At 58.2% G+C, this 21,655-nt stretch carries 14 protein-coding genes and 1 pseudogene; 4 read left to right on the plus strand and 11 right to left on the minus strand.

What is annotated here, in order from left to right; translation table 11 throughout:
• A pseudogene (locus ACFFK0_RS22180) lies at positions 1-272 on the plus strand (IS4 family transposase); the annotation flags it as partial.
• 900 nt (positions 273-1,172) lie between these two features.
• On the opposite strand, the gene ACFFK0_RS22185 reads toward ACFFK0_RS22180, so the two are convergent.
• Positions 1,173-3,431, minus strand: a complete 2,259-nt coding sequence (locus tag ACFFK0_RS22185; RefSeq protein WP_377472550.1) for an FAD-dependent oxidoreductase — start codon at positions 3,429-3,431, stop codon at positions 1,173-1,175.
• Positions 3,432-3,578: 147 nt separating this feature from the next.
• On the opposite strand from ACFFK0_RS22185, the gene ACFFK0_RS22190 reads away from it, so the two are divergent.
• The gene (locus tag ACFFK0_RS22190; RefSeq protein ID WP_377472551.1) at positions 3,579-4,394 is read left to right on the plus strand and encodes an AraC family transcriptional regulator; all 816 of its coding nucleotides are present in this window, start codon (positions 3,579-3,581) and stop codon (positions 4,392-4,394) included.
• 125 nt (positions 4,395-4,519) lie between these two features.
• A complete protein-coding gene (locus ACFFK0_RS22195) occupies positions 4,520-4,720 on the plus strand; it encodes a heavy-metal-associated domain-containing protein (RefSeq protein ID WP_377472552.1) in 201 nt (66 codons plus the stop codon).
• A gap of 111 nt (positions 4,721-4,831) precedes the next feature.
• Here the strand turns inward: ACFFK0_RS22195 and ACFFK0_RS22200 are convergent, their stop codons facing one another.
• The 6 genes from ACFFK0_RS22200 to ACFFK0_RS22225 form a co-directional block, all read right to left on the minus strand.
• Complete coding sequence (locus ACFFK0_RS22200; RefSeq protein ID WP_377472553.1) at positions 4,832-5,719, minus strand: DUF6999 family protein; 888 nt, start codon at positions 5,717-5,719, stop codon at positions 4,832-4,834.
• Positions 5,716-7,584 (minus strand): 3-oxoacyl-[acyl-carrier-protein] synthase III C-terminal domain-containing protein, encoded by a 1,869-nt coding sequence (locus tag ACFFK0_RS22205; RefSeq protein WP_377472554.1) that lies wholly within the window; start codon positions 7,582-7,584, stop codon positions 5,716-5,718. The genes ACFFK0_RS22200 and ACFFK0_RS22205 overlap by 4 nt, the downstream gene beginning before the upstream one ends.
• A 311-nt stretch (positions 7,585-7,895) precedes the next feature.
• Positions 7,896-9,725 (minus strand): LuxR C-terminal-related transcriptional regulator, encoded by a 1,830-nt coding sequence (locus ACFFK0_RS22210; protein WP_377472555.1) that lies wholly within the window; start codon positions 9,723-9,725, stop codon positions 7,896-7,898.
• A 140-nt stretch (positions 9,726-9,865) separates the two neighbouring features.
• Positions 9,866-11,650, minus strand: a complete 1,785-nt coding sequence (locus ACFFK0_RS22215; RefSeq protein WP_377472556.1) for a hypothetical protein — start codon at positions 11,648-11,650, stop codon at positions 9,866-9,868.
• A gap of 23 nt (positions 11,651-11,673) precedes the next feature.
• Positions 11,674-12,909 carry an efflux RND transporter periplasmic adaptor subunit gene (locus tag ACFFK0_RS22220; RefSeq protein ID WP_377472557.1) on the minus strand — a complete coding sequence of 412 codons (1,236 nt, stop codon included), beginning with the start codon at positions 12,907-12,909 and terminating at the stop codon, positions 11,674-11,676.
• A 16-nt stretch (positions 12,910-12,925) separates the two neighbouring features.
• The gene (locus tag ACFFK0_RS22225) at positions 12,926-16,066 is read right to left on the minus strand and encodes an efflux RND transporter permease subunit (RefSeq protein WP_377472558.1); all 3,141 of its coding nucleotides are present in this window, start codon (positions 16,064-16,066) and stop codon (positions 12,926-12,928) included.
• 299 nt (positions 16,067-16,365) lie between these two features.
• On the opposite strand from ACFFK0_RS22225, the gene ACFFK0_RS22230 reads away from it, so the two are divergent.
• Positions 16,366-17,178: an AAC(3) family N-acetyltransferase gene (locus ACFFK0_RS22230; protein ID WP_377472559.1), complete on the plus strand. Its 813-nt coding sequence runs from the start codon at positions 16,366-16,368 to the stop codon at positions 17,176-17,178.
• On the opposite strand, the gene ACFFK0_RS22235 is transcribed toward ACFFK0_RS22230, so the two are convergent.
• The 4 genes from ACFFK0_RS22235 to ACFFK0_RS22250 are packed head-to-tail and all read right to left on the minus strand — an operon-like array spanning position 17,175 to position 21,639.
• Entirely contained in the window at positions 17,175-18,665 is a 1,491-nt protein-coding gene (locus tag ACFFK0_RS22235; protein ID WP_377472561.1) for a sensor histidine kinase, read from the minus strand. The genes ACFFK0_RS22230 and ACFFK0_RS22235 overlap by 4 nt on opposite strands.
• Positions 18,662-19,342: a response regulator transcription factor gene (locus tag ACFFK0_RS22240; RefSeq protein WP_377472562.1), complete on the minus strand. Its 681-nt coding sequence runs from the start codon at positions 19,340-19,342 to the stop codon at positions 18,662-18,664. The genes ACFFK0_RS22235 and ACFFK0_RS22240 overlap by 4 nt, the downstream gene beginning before the upstream one ends.
• 33 nt (positions 19,343-19,375) lie before the next feature.
• Positions 19,376-20,956: a sensor histidine kinase gene (locus ACFFK0_RS22245; RefSeq protein WP_377472563.1), complete on the minus strand. Its 1,581-nt coding sequence runs from the start codon at positions 20,954-20,956 to the stop codon at positions 19,376-19,378.
• Entirely contained in the window at positions 20,953-21,639 is a 687-nt protein-coding gene (locus ACFFK0_RS22250; protein WP_377472564.1) for a response regulator transcription factor, read from the minus strand. Before ACFFK0_RS22250 ends, ACFFK0_RS22245 begins: the two co-directional genes overlap by 4 nt.
• Between the last annotated feature and the right edge of the window lie 16 nt (positions 21,640-21,655).

Consider the following 21,655-nt stretch of genomic DNA (forward strand, 5'->3'; position numbering starts at 1 on the left):
AAGGTGTCTGGAACCAGATTTTTTTGGCGCTGATCACTTATGCGATCGCAATGTGTATTCAACTGAAGAGCGGAACAAAGCTAAGTTTGTGGGATGTGCTGCAGTCGCTTCGAGCGTGTTGGGACAAAGCGTGGTTTGTACTCGAGGCGGAACTGCATCCTAAGCCAAGTCGGTTCTCCAAAGGGCGCGAGAAAGTACCGAAGGCACAGAAGCAAGTGCCGCGGTTACGTACTACTGTGGGAATGATGAAGCCAAGAAAAAGCAAAAATTAACGATAACCCCAAAACAAAATATCCATTAAATGGGAAACGCGTCTATTTTCTGATGCTCTCAATTTTTTGGGTTTTGAACGAGAAAACCAACTGTAAAATTTTTCAATAATTAAGGTTTCGTGTGTTCTGTGAGGTTTCTTGCAACGCTAGTGTCCTTACAGCCGAAATTCTCCGCCTCTTATGCTGGTTCGAGTAAATTCGTATTTCCGAAACCATCATCCAGGAAATAGCGGATTTTCAGGGTCCTATTTGTTCATTTCCACCTTCCTCATGCAAAATAGAGGTTTGCGAAGGCTTTATTATTCTGTGGAACCGCATACATTCGCCTTCAACCCCTTCCGTCTGCCAAATAAATCCCTCACAGACCGCTATTCCCCGCTCAACATGCCGATTTGGGAAAATAAGCACTTCCGAAACCGTTAAATAAAAAATATGCAGGCATTGAGGTGAAAGGTGGCAGGTTTGCGATACAGCTAGAAGGCCCAACTTTGCCGCATAGGCCCATTGCACATCCGCTATCGATGGATTTGCATGTGTTCGAATACATCGGAGGCATGATCGTGACGGATCGGCTTCGCATACCGCTTAACAAGGAGTTATTGCGCTTCGCAGAGCAGGCTGGTTCGTGCTTCATTTTGTACTGATCAGTACGTACGATTTGGGGACGGGATTTTACGTCGGCAAGCTGGTGCCGTAGGCGCGGGGGGAAGAGCAGGCGTCGAGTGAAACGCAGGCAGGCGCACAAAGCTCTCCCCGAACCGGGTGACGAGCCGTTGAAGCTCGGAGGCAATCAGCCGGATCGGATCGCCTAACGCACATGGATTCCGGCAGTCACCGATACTCCCGATCATTGAAGCAAGCCGCGAAACGCACGAGCGCTCACGGCTTGTTCTTGCTTGATCAGCTATATACGCGTATCTCGCAAAGCTCGGCGGACGGGCTGCCGTTCGTGCTTTCGACAACCAAGCGAAGCTTCGAGACGCCCGGGACCGGCTGAGCCAGCTTATGCACCCGCTTGCGCTTGCGGTTGGCGGTTTCGCGGTGCAGCACCTGCCATGACCCGCCGATTTCGGCTTCGAGACGATAGTCCCTTGCGAGCTCAGGCATAATCTCGAACGACGTGCGGTGATGGTGCAGGTTGATCAGGTCCTCGTTGACGTCATCGTTGAATGTCAGATGAATCTCCCCTACCGTTACCGCCGCGGTCGGCCACGCCAGCTCCAGCACAGCCTCCGCTCCGGCGGCGAGCGGCTCCGAAATCCACAGATGCGGCCCGCCGTATGGACGGCTGTAACCGTCCGTCGCTTTGTCCGCCGTGTAGGCGGCCGTATCCGGCAAAGCGCGGAAGCAGAACGGCTGGCGGTGCTTGCCCAGCATACGCCACTGCACGACAGGCTGTGCAATGTCGTGGTCCTCCAGCGCGAGCGACACCTTCGGCTTGTCGCCCTTCACGAACGGCAGCACGCCCGTAAGCGGCATGTCGGAGCGGTAAACGGTAATTGCAGCGTTCGCCTTTACGACAATGAAGGCGTTCTGCGCCGTCTCCGGCTTCCACGGCAGCGGCACGGCGATCCATTGCCGCTCCCCGGCGGCGACAGGGGCCGCCCCGCTTACTTCCAGCTTGTGCGGAACGTAATTTTCGGCGCGGCCCGTGCTGTACAGCTCCACCTCAAGCGCCGTCGCCGCTGCGGCGTCGACAAGCAGCTCAAGCTGCTGCAGCTCCGGCCATACCGGGATGATGAAGCCGATGTCCTGGGTAAGCGGCTGCGCTTCGGCCGGACGCTCGACGGCCAGCTTGCGCAGCTCGCTCGAAGCGCCGACGACGGCCCGAAGGGCGTGGTCCGCTTCGTCGCGGTTGCTCAGGCCAATGATCGAAGCGTCCTGGCGCAGCATCGTCTGCTGCAGCTCGGCGAGGTGCCGCTGCGCAATGTCGCGCGGCGTCACGCCGTGCCGCACGGCAAGCGCCGCTCCGGTGCCCGCCGCTTCGCCGATAACGGCGCACGTCGCCATGACGCGAGTTGTACCGAAGGCAACGTGTGTCGCGCTGATATCGCGGCCGGCGAACAGCAAATTCCCCACATTGACCGAGTACAGCGAGCGGAACGGGATGTGATAGATGCCGTCCGCATACAGATGCTTCGAGCCGCTCTCCGTGGAGTATACGCCTTGCGGCGGATGCAGATCGATCGACCAGCCGCCGAAGGCGACCCGGTCCTCGAATTCGCGCTGGGCGATAATATCGTTCTGATTCAGCACATAGTCGCCGACAAAACGGCGATACTCCCGCTTGCCCGGCACCGAGCCGACCCACTCCAGCGTCATCGTCTCGGATTCCGGGAATTGGCCTGAATTTTTGATAAAGTCCCATATTCCGTAAATAACCGACCACAGCTCGTCGCGGATTCGTTCGTTCTCATGCACCGTGTCCAGCTCGCCGCCCCATTCGATCCACCAGTAGGCGCAGCCGTTGTCGCCGCTGCGGATGACCCGCTTAAGCGGGATCGACGTCTTCGTAATATCCTTGGCGAAGCTCGGCGGACGGTACGTGACCGGCTGCCCCGTATCCTTCGTATAGAACAGCAGCGTGCTGCCGAGCGTGATCGTGTCCTCCACCTCGGGCGCCCAGCTCTCATTGTACTCGTGCCGGGCTTCGCGGCCTAACCGGTACTTCGCACCGGCAAGAAAGCCGACTAGACCGTCGCCCGTGCAGTCCAGGAACATCTCACTCTCGAACTTGATCCGCCGCTCCGATCCCATCATCCAGCCGGTAACGGAACGAATCATGCGGTGATCCTCGTCCCCTTCGGCCTCAACCTCGTGCACATCGGTATTCAAGAACAGCTGGATGTTCGGCTCGGCCCGCACCGCTTCGTGGACGGTCACATCCCAAAAATACGGGTTGCCCTCCGGATTGCGGTACTGGTTGTCGACGAACAGCTCGCCCATAATTCCGGTTTCGCGGGCATAGCGGTTCGTCCCGTGACCGGTTGCTCCGCATACCCACACGCGTACCTCGGAGCTGGAGTTGCCGCCTAGCACGGGCCGGTTTTGCACCAGGGCGACGGTTTGGCCGAGTCTGGCCGCAGCAATGGCGGCGCAGACGCCGGCAAGCCCCCCGCCGATGACCGTAATATCGGTACGTACGTTTTCGTTCCTCATGCGTTACCTCCGTTTATCTGAATTTTCGCTGTCGTATCATTCGTTTGGATACCGCTTACTTAGGTTTATTTTAGCGGATGGGGTAGCGTAATTTAATGCACGGAATTATCATATAACATATACTTTATTTCACGGAGGATGCGGTCAATGGCAGAGCTGGAGGATGGGTGGAGGTACGCGCCTGCGGCGGTTTCGCATATGTATTGGCGGCGGAAGGAGCAGTTCCAATTCGCATGCGATACGTACCGGGAGTGGGTGCTGTTTGCCGTGACGGAAGGGCGGTTTCGGTACCGGATTGAAGAGAGGAGCGGTGAAGCGGGCTTCGGCGATGTGGTGTTTTGCCCGGCGGGCGCAGCGTTTCATAGGGAGGTAGTGCATCCGGTGTCGTTTCATTTTTACCACTTCCGGTGGGTGCCGGTCGCTTCGGCGCGCGGAGCGGAACCCCGGCCGGTCGGCGCGGTCCATGTTCTCGATCACAGCCGGCTCGCGGCAACGTACTCATATATGGAGCAGCTAAGGGCGGCGGACGAAGAGCGGCGGCTGGCCGGGGTGCAGGAGCTGTTCCGGGATGTGTGGGGCCTTATGTGCCTTGAAGCCGGGGCGGCTGAGCGGCTGAGCGGCACGGAAGCCGGAACGGCGATCGACCCGGAGATGGAGGAAGCGGCCTTGTGGATCCGCCGGCACGCCTTCGAGCCGCTGCGGATGAAAGATTACAGCGCCGGGAAACGGATGAGCGCCGTGCAGCTGACCCGGCGGTTTCAAGCGGTGTGGGGGCAGACGCCGATGGAGTACTTGACGTCGCTGCGCATCGAGCGGGCAAAGACGCTGCTGCTGGAAACCCGGCTGACGCTCGACGACATCGCCGTGCAGTGCGGATATGAGAACGGATTTTACCTCAGCCGTGTCTTCAAGAAGAAGGTTAAGACGGCTCCGTCACAGTACCGGCGCATGCATTCCCTATAAAGCCTGAAGGCGGCGCAGACCGGGGACGAGGCGGTAAAACTCTTGGCCGCATGCATGAGCCGCCGGAATTCGAGCAAACCTAATCAGCGATGGCGAACCAATTGCGAGCGAGGGAGCGAAACACGATGAGCCAAGCTACATTCAAAGTTGCGGGCATGACCGGGGAGCACTGCGCGGATTCGGTCGAGGGGGCGCTGCAGCAAATCGGTGCCAAAGGGCATGTCGATTTGACCGGAGCGATGGTAACCGTCCAGTATGACGACAGCCGCGTGTCCATGAACGACATCAAGGGCGCGATCGAAGGCGTCGGCTTCAAGATTGTTTAGGAACCGCGAAGCATACTGAACAAAGGAGCTGCAGCCGCCGCTGGAGCTCCTTTGACTTTATCATGTATCGGGATGACACACTCACCATATCGGTTTGTCAATCATTTTCCGTCAAGCCGGTGTTCCCTGAGCCTGTTTATGCTTCAGCTCCACCAGCAGCGCATGCAGCTGTTCCGTTGCCAGACCGTGCAGTACGAGCCGGAACCCGGCTCCCAGTGTAGACATTGGAACCATCGGATGCTTGTTGTTGATCAAGGCGAGCCGTTCGTTGCTGCCGATAATTTTCGATGCGAGAATGCCGATCGTTTCATCGAGCTGCAGCGAATTCGTAGCCCGCCAAAAATCATGATCCGTCAGGAAAAATTGGTAGATCGGCGTAAAAATCTCGATCGCTGTCGTCAGATCCAAGAAGTTATGCCAGCGGTCAGGCAGCGGCTCGATCGGCAGCGGCTCAGACGTAATCGCATCGAACTTGAGCTGCTTCTGAACGTTGATCTGGATGTTTTTTTCACGGATTTCTTTATTCAAGTTGATGACGAAATTATACAGATTGAGATCGTGAATCAGAAACAGATCATCCTTCACCGGCTCCAGATTCGTCGGTTTGAGCGGGTTCATCTCGACCTGGACTCCCGGAATGTTGTCGCGAATAAACTGCAGCACCTCGGAGCCCAAATAAAAATGCCGCAGTATCATATAATTCGCGTTTGAACTAATCCAATTCTTCATCCCCCAGTAAAGCAGCCGATGCAGCACCTTTGACGACGTGAACGCTTTCGGAACGACAATTTTGTACAGCTGGAACAAGATGATAAGCAGACGTGCCAGCGGCCTAAGCACCGGAAGCAAAAATTGTCTCGATCGGCTGGAGCAATCTTTCAGATAAGCAGCCTTGGCTTCCTCGTTGAAAGGAATACTTTGATCGAGGAAGATGGCGAGGAACGGATTCGGATCCATCTTATTATGTGGCATGTTATGAAAATAATCGGCCTCACTCATACGTTCCCCAGCTCCTCTAACTGCAGTAAGTACAATCTGGCCGTCGTTTTGGCGGTTTTCACAATTCTCTGGGCGATGTCCATCGTCAACATCGGATGCCGGATGCCGGCTTCGAGCCGCTCAAAGTGCTTCTCATCCGAGTCGCTGTGATACAGCAAAAAAGACACTTGCTCATCGCTGAGGCCAAGCTGATCACGGATCATATCGCCCCAATAACGTGCCATTCGGCAGCCGAGCCCTTCTATGATCCACATGGCGCCCATAAGGTCGACGGGATTATCTCTGCTCGCCCGTTGAAATAAGTAAGCCGACAGCGCTTCGGTGCCGATATTTTTATCGCCGGATTGAATATGTGTGAGATCCCCGCCGACCGCCACGTAATTGCGCTCCAGGATTTGATAGTCCCGGTGTTCATCCCGCGCATGGGCGATAAACAGCGATCGCAGATCGATATGATCGATTGAGATATATGACGCGGCGCGAGCGATCCATTGCGAACCGTCGATCACCTGTTGGCGAATATTTTCCATCAGCAGCTTGTAATCGTCCAGCGTAAACTTCCCCTGGTACAGCTTATGAATGATCGGAACATGAGCAAGCTTTTGTTCAAAATCGACCCAAATGTGAACGAATTGGCGGACGAGCCAAGCCTGAACCTCATCGTACTCATCGTACGCCAGCTTCGGTGCCTCAGGCTCCCGCATCGTGATTTCCCGGGCTATCCGGTTATCGGAGCCTACAACCGTCAACAGCATATACGACGTCTGAAAGCGGCCGCTCTCCGGCACCATGCACAGCACCTTCTCGCCCGGCCTCAGATGCCCCTCGTTCAGCAGCTCCTCAAGCATAATATAGATGGAGGCTGCGCCCGTATTCCCTTTCGTGTACAAGTTCGTGAACCATTTGTGTTCGGGGATGGTCATACCACCCAGCTGCATCAAACGAAAGATTTCATCTCGAAAATAGTGCGAGGAGTAATGGCACACCATCCAATCGATCTCGGAAGGCTCAACCTTTCCTTCGTCGACGAGTTCAAAGAACCGGTTGACACCGACCTTCGGCATTTCATTAACCAGCCTGATGTCTTGCTTCAAATTGATCGCTCCGTCATCGGCCGCTTCATGGATCGAGGCATAGTCCATCCAACCCGCCCGGCCTTCCGGACCTCCGTCTTTGTTGCAGCCGGCATACATACAGACGTCGTAAACATTGGCATAGGACTTATTATCGATCCATTCGATGCGCAGCGACAGGCCACTGTCGCTCGGTTTCCGCTGAAGAACGGCTGCGCCCGCTCCATCCGACAGCATGAATCGAAGAAAATCCGTGTCGAAAGGAATCGGCTGGTCCATGAATCTCGCTTGCGCTTCAAAGCGCGTATGCTTGAAAACTCGGCTCGGGAACTCGCTGGCACAAGTGACTGCAGCCTGCTTCTCGCCCGATTGCACCTGCAGATATGCGCTCTTGAACGCTTGCATGCCGCTTCCGCAGACACCGTGATGCGTGGCAATTTCCAAAACCGGCAAACCGGCTTCGGCATGAACCATGCTGGCGAACCCGGGTACCAGTAAATCTCCCTGGGTCGTTCCGACAGCTAAATAATCGATCTGCGCAAACAAATCCTCAGCATTGTTGTCCAAAGCCTCCCGAATCGCACGGCTTGCCATTTCCGCATTGGAATACAGGCTTTTCTGATTCTTGTCGATGGCGTAGTGGCGGTACCTAATTTTGTTCTGTTCGAGAATGCGACGCATGGATTTGGATCTTTTTCCGCCGATTTTGCCAAGGTATTCCTCTATCTCATCGTTAGCAACCGGTTCTCCCGGCAGAAACTTCCCGATGCTCGTAATATATACCGGATACAAAATCCCCCACCCCCGTTGGATCGTAGAAAAATTGATGGTTATTGCGTCAGCGTTCAATTATCAACTACTTTATCATCGGCAAAGATGGGGGTTTTTGGTAGTACTAATTTTATGTAGTACCGGGCAGATCACCATTCTCCATTGAACAATTCGTTTAAGAGGGCTTTCCTGTTATCCGGAAATCGTCCGGCAATCTCTCCTCGATGATTCTCATCAGTGCCAATTGCCATACGGCCCTGTTTTCCCTGCTGTTGAATGCTTGAGTTTCGAGATCTTTCGGCCATTCCCCAAATGGGGGATCTTCACACCATTCACGGGATGAGCTGCAGCTTGCGGGCCTCTTCCACGGCTTTCATGCGGCGGTTTACGTTCAGCTTGGCTAAAATATGGCTCACATGCGCTTTCACGGTCTCGGCCGTCACATGCAGCTTTCGTGCAATTTCTTTGTTGGACAGCCCCTCCGCCATAAGCTCCAAAACCTGCAGCTCGCGCGCCGTCACCGGCGGCGCATCCGGCAGCGCCAGCCCCGGTGTCGCCCGTGCCAGAAGCATGAGGGCATAACAGATTTGTATGGATAATATTCTCAACAAATGGATGCGCTCCGCTGAAAACGCATGGGGCAGCACGCTATTTTCCAAATAAAGCAATCCTGTCAGCTCTTGCTCGATCTCAACCGGCAGCGCCAGAACCGCTCTCGGCTTAACCCGGCGTACGTAGGGCGTGTCTGCATAAGAACTTGACGCAAGCAAGGCATCGCCTATGCTCACGACCGCACGCCGAAGGACGGCATCGCTCACGGCCTCGGGGCTGCACGGTCCGTCACCCGTTACGGGTACCGCACCGGCGCCGAAGTTCCAATTCGCATCGCCGGCAGCCTCCGTCCAGTGGGTAACGGCCATTCCCTCGGGGCCTTCTGCGATCCAACAGGCTTTACCGGCCCCGGCATATTCTGCGGCGATCCTCAGCAGCTTGGCGATGAGCCCGTCATCGAGACGCTCGGTCGCGAACACCTCCGACGCTTTGTACACGACGGCCAAATCCAGCAAATGCTCATAGGCGGCTTCCCCAAACAACGTGGGCACCTGCGGCCGGATCGGCTGCTCCCCGACGGCGCGCACCGTGTCCGACAGCACTGCAGGCGGCTCCACGTACGAATCCTGGGGTGCGGTCGCCCTTCCTTCGACGGGCGAAGACTCGGAGTGTACTTCCTGCAGCTCGTAAGCGGCGACCGTCTTTCGAGAGGCGGGCCGGCCCTCTATAACGGCCTCTTCTCTCCCTTGAGAGGGCTGCAGATCGCCCTGCGCCAGCTCAAACGTCGGCAGCTCGCCCTGCCGGTCCAGCTGCTCCAAGCACCGCTGCAAATCAAGCCGCAGCCCCTTGGCAGTTTGATAGCGGTCCCCGGGCGTCTTCTCCAGCAGCTTGGCCGTAATGCTTGCCAGAACGGCCGGCACGCCGTACTTCCCGGCCAAATCCGGCGGTCGCAAGGAGCGGTGCGCGTGCGCCCAGGCGATCGGATCCGCCGCTTGAAACGGCAGCTCCCCGGCCAGCATTTCGTAGAAAGTGATGCCGAGCGAATACAAATCGCTCCTGCCGTCAAGCGGACTTCGCCCCCGGGCAGCCCGCTCCGGCGCCAAATAAGCGGGGTTGCCGTCCAGCATCGATGCGTCGGCCGATTGCGGGATTGTCACAGCATCGCTGAAACCGGTCACACAAACTTCCAGCGTCTCCGGTCGGACGATGATCGTGTCGGGGCGAATATTCATATGAAGGAGCTCGTGCCGGTGCAGCTCTTCCATAATTGCCGCCATGTTCACGGCAAGCTGCAGGAACGGCTTCGCCGGCACGGGTCCGGCGCTCATGTACCCGCGCAGCACGACACCGTGGAATATATCGAAAATCAACACCATCGAGCCGCCCTGCCGCAGCAGTGCGCGGGGCTTCAGTACGCCCTTCACGGGCAGCTCCGCCAGCGTTTCGTGCTCGTGGATCAGCTTGGCGTTCTCGACGATGGAGCGCGGGCCGGGCTTGGTCATTTTCCATACGACGACCCGGGCCAGCTCCTCCGCATACGCATGGGCAATCCAGATGTTGTCATCCTCGTAAATGACGTGCAGGAACTTATAGCCGGGAGTTGTAATCATCGGACGCTCCTATTGGCAACTAGTTAGTTCTTTCAGTATAGCAAAATATGTCGGATACCGCCTACCGGCACACCTATTGTCCTGCCCCGCCCGCAAAAAAATACACCGCCCGTTCCCTAGGGAACAGGCGGCGCACTCCATTATCCTTGCAAAATCGCCAGCAATCGCTTCGCCGTTTCGTTGTTCGAATCGACGAATGTTTCGTAGACGCGGACCGTAACCGGGTAGGCCAGCTGATTCGTCGAGGCGTTCACGCTGATCACGTTGTCTCCGTTCACGAGATGGCCGGCGCCGGTGAAGCCGACGTTCGCCGTCGAGCCGACCAGGCGGCCGGCGGAGTCGTACAGATCGAACTGCAGCCTGGAGGTCGACGCATCGAGCATGCTGTCCGGCTGCTGCACGATTTCCGCGTCGAGCTTAATCTGATACGAATACATACCGTTCACCAGGCTGTTCTGCACGATCAAGCCATTGTTATTTACCTGCAGCGGATACAGGCTCCAATGCATGTTGTCCGGAAGCGACGACTGCGCCTCGACCTTCCCTTCGGCAAGCAGCGACTGGTAAGGCGCGATCGTCTGGGCGTCGAACAGCTGCAGCTTTAGGTCGTCAGCCGATACGGTGAGCGGCAGCTTGAAGGAGTAAGATAACGCTGTCGCCGCGTTCGGAACGATCTGCGGCGTCACGGCAGCCTGACGGCTGCCCGGATACACGCTGCCGTTCCGGTCAACCAGACTAACCGCCACGTTCGGTGCGGCCAGCGTCGTACCGGAGCCGTTGGCCAGCCGCAGCTTGACGATTCCGGTCTGGTAGCTGTCCTCCTCGTTCTTCGCCACATGGAGCTCGACCAGCGACACCTCCATGCCCGGATGGATCAGCTTGTTCATGGGATCCAGCGCGATGCGCTCGCCAAGCTTCCATTCGGTACTGACGGCGGCCGATTCAGCCGGCTTGTCGAAGGAAATGCGGCCGATCGACAGAACGCCGGCGCCCGTACCCGGGCCTGCACCGGTACCTGTGCCTGCTCCTGCACCTGCGGTGCTGCCTGACGCTGCGGCGGTGCCTCCAGCTACGGCGAAGGTGTAATTTTCAATTAAGGTGAACGTTGTGAGCTGGGCTCCTATGTCGGTCGGAACTGCGATGTGCACATAGGCCTGACCGCCTGCTTCTACCGCGACCGGAGCTTTCTCCGCCTGAGTGCCGCTGTATACCGAGATGCCGTCCGTGGCTTCCAGCGACAGGCTCGGCGCCGTCTCCCGCTGGAAGCCCGGGTTCGTTACGAGCAGCTTTACCGTAGTTACCGGCTTCGCCCCCGACGTATCCGTGTTCAGGCTCACCGTCCGGTATTGCAGCGGAGAACCCTCGAGCGCGAACGTATCGCCCCATGCGATCCGCTTCGCCGACTGGCCGGCCGCTCCCAAGCCGCCGCGCCATTCCCGTCCGGTGACGTCGATCTGTAAATTCATCGTCTCCGTCTTCGGATACGTGTACATGTCCACGTTAACCCAGGCGAGGCCGGTCAGCGCCAAATCGTCTTGACGATCCACCGTCAGCATATAGGTCAGCACCTGCGATGACTTGGCCGGAACGGCGCGCGCGTTAGTTGCGCTGCCGGTCAGCGTGTAGACGGTGCCGTCGGATGCGGTTACGCGCAGCTCGTCATCCGGAATCCGCGCCAGCGACGCGCTGTTGTTCGTGTAGCGCACGACGGCGCCGAGCCTCGTGCCGAATTCGGTGCGCTCGTTCGTCAGCCCGATCAGCTCGACCGTATAGGCATCGGATAGTTTATAGATCGCTGCAGGAGCCGGGGCGGGAACCGAACCGACAGCGCTTTGGCCGTCCGCCGCCCATACGGACATTGGTACGGACGTTGCGGATAACAGCAAGGCGGCGGCAGTGGTGAGGGTGAGAATCGATTTTTTCATAGGTGATGCCTCCTATAGCCGAATTATTGAGTCTTGACGGTTTGCCCGTCTTTGAGCTGAGCAAGGCCGGTCGTGATGACTTTGTCGCCTTCCTTCACGCCTTCGAGCACTTCCTGATACAGGTCCTTCCAGCGTCCGAGCTTGACCGGACGCTTGACGGCCTTATCGCCTTCCACGACATAGACGAAGTTATCCGGGCCTTCCTTGACGATCGCCGATGTCGGAACCGCCAGCGCCTTCTGCTCCTCGGCCCCGGACAGGACGAGCTGTACGCGCATTCCCTGCTTCAGCTTGCCGTCCGCGTTATCCGCTTCCAGCTCCACGGCGTACGCCTTCGACTGGGCGTTCACCGTCTGGCCGACGAAGGTGACCTTCGCTTTATACAGCGTCTTGTTGTCCGTACCGGTGTAGAACGCAATCTCCGGCTTTCCTTCGACCAGCTTCAGCAGCGGCTCGGCGACTTCCGTCGTGATTTTGGCCGGGTTCATCTGCACGATTTGGCCGACCCGTATGCCCTGCGACACTGTAGCTCCGGCCTCCACCGTGAGATCGTTCAGGACGCCGCTCGCCGGCGCCTTCACCTCGTAGTCGGCGAGATGGCGGTTCAAATCCTGCAGCGACACCTCCGTCGAAGCGATCTGCGATTGAATCGACGCCAGCGGATCGCTGGCATCAAGCGCCGCGAGCTGCTTCTCCGCCAGCTCCGTATCGCGGCGGATTTGCTCCAGCTGCTGCTCGGCCTGCTCGACTTGACGCTTGGATGCGATGCCCGCATCGTATTCGTTGCGCAGCTTGTTCAGCTCCTCCTGCTGGGTCTTGAGCTGGTTGCGGCTGCGCGTCACGTTGTTCTCCAGCTGGAGACGGTTCGTTTGCGTATCCAGCTTCGTCTTGGCCAGCGAATCGCGCAGGCTCTGCAAATTGATCTCCGTCTTGCGCTTATCGGATAACAGGTCGGTCGTGTCGACCGTGAACAACACGTCGCCCTGCTGGACCGTGTCGCCCTTTCTCTTCAGCTTCTCAAGCACCGTCCCGCTCGCCTTGCTGACGATATCGAGCTGGAGCGAGGCGGCGACCTCCGCCACCTGCTCGATCGAATCGCCGACCGTCTGCTTGCCTACAACGGCCGTTTGCAGGACGGCTTCCGCCGCTGCCGCCGACGGAGCCGCAGCCTGCGGCTTCTGCGCGCAGCCGCCCAGCATCGCCACAGCCAGCACAGCTGCCGCCGCGGCGGCACTCGTATTCCGTTTCCACATCTTCATCTCTTCCATCTCCTCTTTAGGCCGTCACGTTCGGATCCGATGGAGCCGAAGCGCGCGATGCCTTTCTCTTGGACGAACCGCTGCGAAGCCGAAGCTTCATGCCTTCGATCTTCTCGTAAGCGACCGGAACGACGACCAGCGTCAGTACCGTCGAGGTAATCAAGCCGCCGATGACGACAATGGACAAGCCCTTGGAAATGATCGTTCCTTCCGAGAAGCCCAGCGCCAGCGGCACGAGAGCCGCAATCGTCGCCACGGCGGTCATGATGATCGGACGAAGCCGTACGATGCCCGCTTCAATCAATGCATGCCGTACCGTATACCCCTGCTCGCGCAGCTGCTGCGCCCGGTCGATCAATACGATTGCGTTCGTGACGACGATACCGATCAGCATCATGAACCCGATGAGCGTCGTTACGTCAAGCGTCGTTCGGGTAATGAACAAGCCCAGCAGTCCGCCGATCGCAGCGAGCGGAAGCGAGAACAAGATCGCGAACGGCGCGCTTGCGTTCCCGAAGGCCAGCACCATGACGAGGTATACGACGAATACGGCTACACCCATCGCCACGAACAGCTGCGAGAAGCTCTCGCCGATATCCTGCGATACCCCGGCTACTTCGCGGGAAACGCCGTCCGGCAGCGATACTTGGTTGAGATCCTGCGCGATCTTCTGGGAGATGCCGCCCTTGTTCGCGGATTCGATTTTTGCAGTAAAGCTCAGCACCTGACGCTTCTTCTCCCGCTGAATGTTGACCGGCGCATCGACCTCTTGGATGCGGGCAATTTCGCTGAGATAGACGAGCGAGCCCGTCGAGGAACGGACCGCAATGCGGCCGACTTCGTCGGCAGTGTCGACGTCCTTCTCCCGTACCTTCACGTTGATCGTGTAATTGACGTTATCCAGCTTGTGCTCGCCGATGCTCGAATCCCGCAGCCAGAACGCAACCGAATCGCGTACCGACGATGCGCTGAGACCGTACAGCCGGGCTTTCTTCTGATCGACCTCGATCTTCAGCTCCGTCTTCGCGTCGCTCAGGCTGTCTTCCAGCTCCGTGAGCTCCGGATACGTCTTCAGCTTCTCGCGTAAAATAACGGCAGCCTCCTGAAGCTTCTGCTGATCGTCGCCTTTGACCTTGTAGGAGAAGTCGGCGGACGATCCCATATCTCCTACCAGCGTAAACGGCTTCAGCTCGGAGCCCGCCGGCAGCAGCTCGGTCAGAGCGGCGGTGTATTGCTTCTTGGCCTGGGTCGGGCTCTCGCCCTCCCTGACGATGGCGTGAACCTGGGCTTTGTACGACACAGCCTCAAGCGGAACGCCCATCGCCGCTATATTGCCGCCTTCGTAGCCGACCAGCGCCTCGATGCTTTCGAACAGCGCTTCTCCTTCGGCCGTCTTCGCCTCGCGAAGCACCTTCTCCATCTCTTTGACCTTGGCGTCGGTTGCCTCCAGCGTATATTCATTCGGGAGCTTGACGGTAAAATAAATATTTCGCGACGAATCGTCGCTAGGGATAAACGACACCGATAGATTAGGCACGATAACAGCAAGCGAAACGACCAAAGCCAGCAGCGCCAGCAGCAGCGTCTTGCCGCCGTTCCTCAGCGACCATTCCAGCCAGCGGCGGTAGAAGCCGTAGACCGGACCGTCATAGGACTCTTCGCGGTGAGCCGCCGCGCCCTTAGCCTGGACCTGCTTGGCGACCAGCAGCTTGGCCATCATCGGAATGACGGTGAGAGCGACGATCAAGGATGCAAGCAGCGCGCAGGCCAGCGTAATGGCGAACGGCCGGAAAATTTGTCCCGCAATCCCGGACACCATCCCGATCGGACCGAACACGCCGACCGTCGCCAGCGTCGACGAAGTAATCGCCGACGATACTTCCTTCGTGGCCAGCCTAATGACACTCTCGCCGTCTTCCTGCGCCTGCACGAGACGGGAGTAAATGTTCTCGATCACGACAATACTGTCGTCAACGACCCGGCCGATCGCGATAAATATACCGCCGAGCGTCATTATGTTCAGCGTAATGTTCAGGTACGACATCGTCAGCAGCGTAATCAGAATCGACAGCGGAATGGAAACGAGTACGATCAGGGTCATCCGGATATTGCGCAGAAAGACGAGAATCATCAGCGCCGCCAGCAGAGCGCCGACAACCCCCTCTTTCAGCATGCCGTTGATCGATTTCTTCACTTCGACCGCACCGTCGTATAGTTCTTTAAATTCCAGCTGCGGCATCGTCTCGGACCATTTGGCCGTCAGCTTGTGAATATCGCTCGAGAAGTCGACGGCGTTGGCGCTTTTCGTCTTGTACAGGACGAGAGCGATCGCCGGCTTCTCATCCAGCCGCGCCGTGAACGTCGCATCGGTGATCGCCTCCACGCTCGCCAGCTGGCTCAGCAGCACGGTGCCCGACGGCGTGGTGACCTCCATATTTTGCAGGTCGTACACGGTGTTCAGGCTGCCGGTGATGCGCGCCATCTTCTCATTGCCGCTCAGCTTTACCGTACCGACCGGTCCGCTGGTCAGCGCCCCTTGAATGCTTTGCGCCAGCTGCGCCGGGGTTAGACCGTAGCGGTTCAGGGCGTTCGAGTCCAGCTCGATGTCGATCTTCGTATCGCGGTTGCCGATGACATCGTAGTGATCGATTCCGTTCAGCCCTTCGATCTCATCCTCGAGAACATCCTTATACATCCGGTCCATCTCCGCTTGCGAGACGCCGTCTTTCGCCTGAATGGTCAAATAATAGGACGGCGCAGAGGCGGATCCGAACGTGCTGACCTGCGGCTCGCCGGCACCGGCCGGGAGGCTGACCCCTGCGACCACGTCCTTGACCTCGGTCTTCTTCTTATCCAGATCGATCCCTTGGTTAAATTCGATAATGACCGAAGAGAACGAACCCGACGAAGTGGACGAGACGTTCTTGACGTCCGCCAGATTGGACACTGCCTCTTCAAGCGGCTTCGTCACATCCTCCATCACGTCCTGCGGCGACGCCTGGTACGTACTCGACACCGACACGACCGGGAACGAAATGTCCGGGAAGTTCTCGATCTTGAGCGTCGAGGTCGAATACAGCCCGCCGCCGAACAGGAGCGCGATGATGATGATGACGGCCGAAACATTTTTCATGGAAAAATCGGTCAATCGGGACATGGATTCCTCTCCTTCTATAGTCTCTAAACCATAATGTAATAGAGGAATGTGAACTGGATGTGAACCGATTGGGATTTTATGGGATATAAAATGGTTGTACGCGGGAGTGCGCCGGATTGGAGCTCGGAAGAGGGATTCAGGCAAGGACCAACTATTGGCATCATCAGTGCAGGATGTTATAATAATTGTTACATACATCATTTAGGTTAAGGGCAATGCTTCTCTTACAAGAGACAACCCCGCTAATTTAGCGGGGTTGTTTTTTTATTATCCACTATTTTTTCCGGGAGGCAATCACAATGACCGTAATCGAGCAATCGAAGCAGACGAAAACCGTTCTGACGAAAACCGACCTGATCCGCCAATGGAAAAGCTGCGGCCTGGGGGAAGGACAAACCGTTCTTGCCCATACATCGCTAAGCAAGCTTGGCTATGTCGTTGGCGGAGCCGAAACGCTCATTCGCTCGCTGCTTGAAGTCGTCGGAGAAGAGGGCACCGTCATGATGCCATCCCAGACATGGAAAAATCTTGACCCTGACACAGGCGTGCATTGGGAAGCGCCTGCCGAAGCCTGGCCAGCCATACGGGAGCACTGGCCGGCTTACGACAAGAACATTACTCCCGCTGTCGGTATGGGGGCGGCGGCCGAGATGCTTCGCAAATGGCCGGGGGCGCACAGATCCGATCACCCTGCCCGTTCCTTTGCAGCCGTAGGCAGGTATGCCGAGCACCTGACCGCACATCATGATCTACGCAATATTTTCGGGGAAGGCTCCCCTCTCGATAAGCTGTATCATCTAAACGGCCGAGTGCTGTTAATCGGTGTCGGTTATGATAAAAACACTTCCCTGCATTTGGCGGAAACGCGGGCTCGCTTCCCAGGGAAGAGGTACGCGAACGAAAGCAGCGCCATACTGGTTAACGGCAGCCGGAAATGGGTTGCCTACGCCACTCAGGTGATGGACGACAGCGACTTCGTTCGGCTAGGCAGAGAGTACGAGCTGGCCCGCAATATCCCGGTTTATCAAGTTGGCGACGCCGAGGTTCGTTTGATCGAGCAACGGCCGTTCGTCGATTGGGCCACAGCGTGGATGGAGCAGAACCGGCGCTAGGCTTCGCCGGAGCCGAAGGCTTGCCCTGACCCGCCGCCCGCAGACATCGATCTGCTCGGCAGCGTTACGATAACGCTAGTGCCCCGGCCCGGCTCGCTCTCCACACGCACCTCGCCGTCGTGAAGATCAACGATCCGCTTCACAATCGCAAGTCCGAGCCCGCTTCCGCTGGCAATGATCCCCTCGCTGCTGCCGTCGCTGCTTACAACGCCGCCGCTGCCGTCGTCACCGCGACCGCCGTCGTCGCTCTCCGGCCCGCGCCGGTGCGACTTGTCCGCCTTGAAAAACCGTTCAAACATGCGCCGGCGGTCTTCCTCCGCGATCCCGATCCCGGTATCGCGGATGGTGACGACGACGTCCTTGACCCGCAGCTCCAGCAATATAGCGATTTCGCCGCCGGGAGGCGTAAATTTGATGCTGTTGTGAAGCAGGTTTTGCCATACTTGACTGAGCAATTCCTCGTCTCCGACGTACGTCACCCTTGGCAGCTCCGTGACCAGGTCCAGCCGTCCGGCCGTCAGCAGCGGTTCGAGCGCCACCGCCGACCTGCCGAGCTGCCGGTCCAGGCGGAACGCCGCCGGCTGGAACGGATGCCGCTGCGAATCCAGCGACGCCAGCCGCAGCAAATTTTCGCTCAAACGGGACAAGCGGCGGCTCTCCCCTTCGATAATGCCCAAATACCGCTGACGCTCCTTTTCCCCCAGCGTATCGGAACGAAGAATCGACACAAAGCCCGCAATCGAGGCGAGCGGCGACTGGATCTCATGCGACACATTCGAAACGAATTCCTGCCGCATCTCTTCCAGCTGCTTCAGCTCCCCGGCCATCGACTGGAAGCTTGCCGACAAGACGCCGAGCTCATCCTTGCGCCGTGTCTCCAGCCGGATATCATACTCGCCGCGGGCAATCCGTTTCGTCGCCGTCGTCAGCTCCCGGATCGGCTTCACCAAATAGCGGGCGACCAGGATAATGAGCAGGCTCCCGAAGCCTAAAGCAATCAGCAGCAGCGTCCGCATCATCTCATCGAAATTCGTCACTTCATGCGCGTAATCCGGATGAAACACGAGATACACGGCCTGCTCACCCGTCTGCAGAGGAACGCCAAAATAAATATTGCGAACATTAGGCAGAAATCCCCGCGATCTGAACTGGGTCTTTCCCCCGGCCTTTTCGGCCAGCTCCAGCGCAACGGCCTCCTCGCCCGAGTCTTGGCCATAGCGCGCGATTAAGCGTCCCTGCCCGTCGAACATCCAGATCGTGAAATGCTGCGTCCGCGCGATATCGCCGATGAACGCTTCCCTCTCCTCCGGGGATAACCGGTTCAGCACACTCGACATTACATTCCCGTTAGCGGATATGCCCTGCTGCACGGATGCGGCGATCCGATCCTTATACAAGGCCGTAGTCACGAAAAACGACGCCGCCAGCCCCCCGATCACAGCCGCAATGAAGCTCAGCACGAGCTTCAAATAAATCGTTCGAATCATTCGCCCGTCAGCTCCAATCGGTACCCGAGGCCGCGCACCGTTGCGATGCGGAACTGATCCGTACATTCCTCGAACCGTTCCCGCAGCCGCTTGATATGCACATCCACCGTTCGTTCGTCGCCGTCGTGATCGATGCCCCATACCGCCTCTATCAACTGATCCCGCATGAAAATTTGACCCGGATAGCTCGCCAGCTGATACAGCAAATCGAACTCCTTCAGCGGCAGCGTCCATGTCTTCGTCCCGTCGGTAACGCTGCGCTTCAGCTTGTCGAGGCGAAGACGGCCGAGGCGAATCATTTTCTCGGCGGCGATCTTGTACCTGCGCAGCAGCGCCTTCACCCGCACAATCAGCTCCTGAGGATCGAACGGCTTCACCAAATAATCGTCCGTACCGAGGCCGAAGCCCTTCACCTTCTGGCTCGTTTCGCTCTTCGCAGTTACCATCAGCAGCGGCAGGTCGGCGTACAGCCGGCGCAGCTCGCGGCACAGCTCCCAGCCATCCATCACCGGCATCATAATATCGAGCACCACAAGGTCCGCCGGTGACCGCTCCATCTCCTCCAGCGCCTCGCGGCCGTTGTCCGCCTCCCGTACGGCGAAGCCCTCGCGCCGCAGCAGCACCGCCATCATTTCCCGCAAATTCGCATCGTCGTCGACTACCAAAATACTGGCCATTGCGCTTGACCCTCCGTACCCCGAATCCGTCCTTTATTCGAGCGGACTTCCGGCTGCAGCCGGAAGCTCCACATAGAACACGCTTCCCGCCCCCTCCGTGCTTTCCACCCACAGCTTGCCTTGATGAGCGTCCACAATCGACTTCGTGATCGACAAGCCCAGACCCGCTCCTCCGCTCCGGCGGGTACGGGACGAATCGCTGCGATAGAACCGGTCGAAAATACGCGGCACATGCTCCGCCGGAATGCCGGCCCCGTTGTCGCGCACGCTCAGCAGCACACCGTCCCCGTCCCGCGCCCGGCGGAGCGTCAGCGCAATCCGGCCGCTCTCCGCATCCGTATGCTGTACCGCGTTATGGAACAGGTTAAGCACGACTTGCTTGATTTTGTCCTTGTCGAACCGGCACTGCCCGCGATCTTCCAGCTCTATGATAACCTCGCGTTGTGCCGCGAGCAGGCGCAGCTGGGGCTCCATCTCGTGCAGCACCTCGCCCAGCCGCCCCTCCTTCAGCTCGATCTCCGGCGTCCGGTCCAGCTTGGCGAGCAGCAGCAGGTCCTGCACCAGCTTGTTAATGCGCTCCGATTCTCCATACATGCTCGTCAGCGCCCGCTTCAGCTGCTCCGGCTGATGCATCGCCCCGCGCAGCAAGATTTCCAAAAAGCCGTGAATCGACGTCAGCGGCGTACGCAGCTCGTGCGAAGCATCGGCGACGAACCGCCGGGCCCGCTCCTTCGCTTCCCGTTCCGCTTCGAACGACGTCTCGATCCGCTCCAGCATGCCGTTGAACGACACCGCCAGCCGGTCGACCTCGATTTGCCCCTGCTGCGCAGGAAACCGTTCGTCCAAATTGCCCGCATCGATCCGTTCCACGGTCTGCACCATTTTGGAGAGCGGCACCAGCGTGCGCCGCAGCACCGGCAGAAACGCCAGCATCCCGCCCGCCAGCGCCAACACCGACAGACCCAGGAAAATAAACAGCTGCCGCAAGAGCACATCGTTCATCAACCGGGTATCCACGGCCACCTGCACAACGCCAAACAATCGGCCCCGCTGCTCCAGCGCCTGAAGAACGACGAGCTGCCCGTGGTTGCGGCTATCCTTCTCAATGAAGTAATTCAGCTTGCGTCCTTCTTTCAGCGCTTGCTCGTACCGCTGCTGCGACAGCTCCGGCGGCGGCGAATCGGTGAACGGGTTGTTGGCCAGCACAACCTTCCCTTCATTCGCAGCACCGACAAACAGGACACTGGAATCCGGGAAAAATATCGTCGGCTGGCGCGGTACGCCATACCCTCCTCCGGGACCGCCCCCGGGGCCGGGTCCTGCTCCGCCATTGCCGCCGTTCGGTCCGTCGCCATCGCCGGGACCGCGCAGCATTCCGCCGAAGCGGCTTTCCGTACCGCCGGAATTACCGATAATGGCAGCCAGCCACTGCTCGCGGCCGATCGACACAATTTGGCTTTGCACACTTTGCGCACGATTCCGGTACATAAAATCACGCATGAGAACATATTGAAACACGCCGATAAACAGCAGCAGCACCGCCAGCACAAGCAGCGAACGCGACAAAAGCTGCATCCGCAGAGAACGCGGCCGGGAACGCCGCCGCCCGATCATGACAAATCCACCCGATACCCGGCTCCGCGCAGCGTACGGATCACCTTGTGCTCTTTATCGCCAAGCTTCTCGCGAAGAGAGCGAATGTAGACCTCGACGATATTTTCCTCGCCGCCAAAATCGTAGCCCCACACCTTATCGAGAATCATCGACTTGCTGAGGACGAGCCCATGGTTAATGACCATAAACTTCAGCAGCTCGTATTCCGTCGGAGACAGCTCCAGCACCCGGTCCATATAGCTGATTTCCTTGCGCCGGTCATCCACGCGGAACGGGCCGATCGCATGCTCCTCGAGCAGATTCGGGAATTGATTGCGGATCCGCGCCTGAATGCGCGCCAGCAGCTCCTCGAAGGAGAACGGCTTGGCCATATAATCGTCGGCTCCCAGCGTCAGGCCCCGCACGCGGTCGTCGACCTCGTCGCGCGCCGTCAGCATAATGACGGCAATGCTGCCGAGCTTCTTCAGCATCCGGCACACTTCAAATCCGTCCATCCCCGGCATCATCACGTCCAGAATCGCCACATGCGGCTGGAACTGCTTGGCCATCGTGAATGCGGTCATTCCGTCCGGCGCCGTCTGCACGTCATAGCCTTCATTTAATAAACCCAACTCGAGAAATTGTAAAATGTTCGGCTCGTCGTCAACGAGCAAGATGCGAATTCCTTTAGTCGGTGTCGCCATTTCGAGTAAGCCCCCT

The organism is Paenibacillus chartarius, assembly GCF_042432825.1.
GTDB lineage: Bacteria > Bacillota > Bacilli > Paenibacillales > NBRC-103111 > Gordoniibacillus > Gordoniibacillus chartarius.

Bases quoted from the DNA above. Each gene is read 5' to 3' on its own strand.
- ACFFK0_RS22245 (WP_377472563.1), bottom strand. From the start codon at position 20,956: ATGATCGGGCGGCGGCGTTCCCGGCCGCGTTCTCTGCGGATGCAGCTT.
- ACFFK0_RS22185 (WP_377472550.1), bottom strand. From the start codon at position 3,431: ATGAGGAACGAAAACGTACGTACCGATATTACGGTCATCGGCGGGGGG.
- ACFFK0_RS22250 (WP_377472564.1), bottom strand. From the start codon at position 21,639: ATGGCGACACCGACTAAAGGAATTCGCATCTTGCTCGTTGACGACGAG.
- ACFFK0_RS22235 (WP_377472561.1), bottom strand. From the start codon at position 18,665: ATGATTCGAACGATTTATTTGAAGCTCGTGCTGAGCTTCATTGCGGCT.
- ACFFK0_RS22215 (WP_377472556.1), bottom strand. From the start codon at position 11,650: ATGAAAAAATCGATTCTCACCCTCACCACTGCCGCCGCCTTGCTGTTA.
- ACFFK0_RS22190 (WP_377472551.1), top strand. From the start codon at position 3,579: ATGGCAGAGCTGGAGGATGGGTGGAGGTACGCGCCTGCGGCGGTTTCG.
- ACFFK0_RS22210 (WP_377472555.1), bottom strand. From the start codon at position 9,725: ATGATTACAACTCCCGGCTATAAGTTCCTGCACGTCATTTACGAGGAT.
- ACFFK0_RS22195 (WP_377472552.1), top strand. From the start codon at position 4,520: ATGAGCCAAGCTACATTCAAAGTTGCGGGCATGACCGGGGAGCACTGC.
- ACFFK0_RS22230 (WP_377472559.1), top strand. From the start codon at position 16,366: ATGACCGTAATCGAGCAATCGAAGCAGACGAAAACCGTTCTGACGAAA.
- ACFFK0_RS22225 (WP_377472558.1), bottom strand. From the start codon at position 16,066: ATGTCCCGATTGACCGATTTTTCCATGAAAAATGTTTCGGCCGTCATC.
- ACFFK0_RS22240 (WP_377472562.1), bottom strand. From the start codon at position 19,342: ATGGCCAGTATTTTGGTAGTCGACGACGATGCGAATTTGCGGGAAATG.
- ACFFK0_RS22220 (WP_377472557.1), bottom strand. From the start codon at position 12,909: ATGAAGATGTGGAAACGGAATACGAGTGCCGCCGCGGCGGCAGCTGTG.
- ACFFK0_RS22200 (WP_377472553.1), bottom strand. From the start codon at position 5,719: ATGAGTGAGGCCGATTATTTTCATAACATGCCACATAATAAGATGGAT.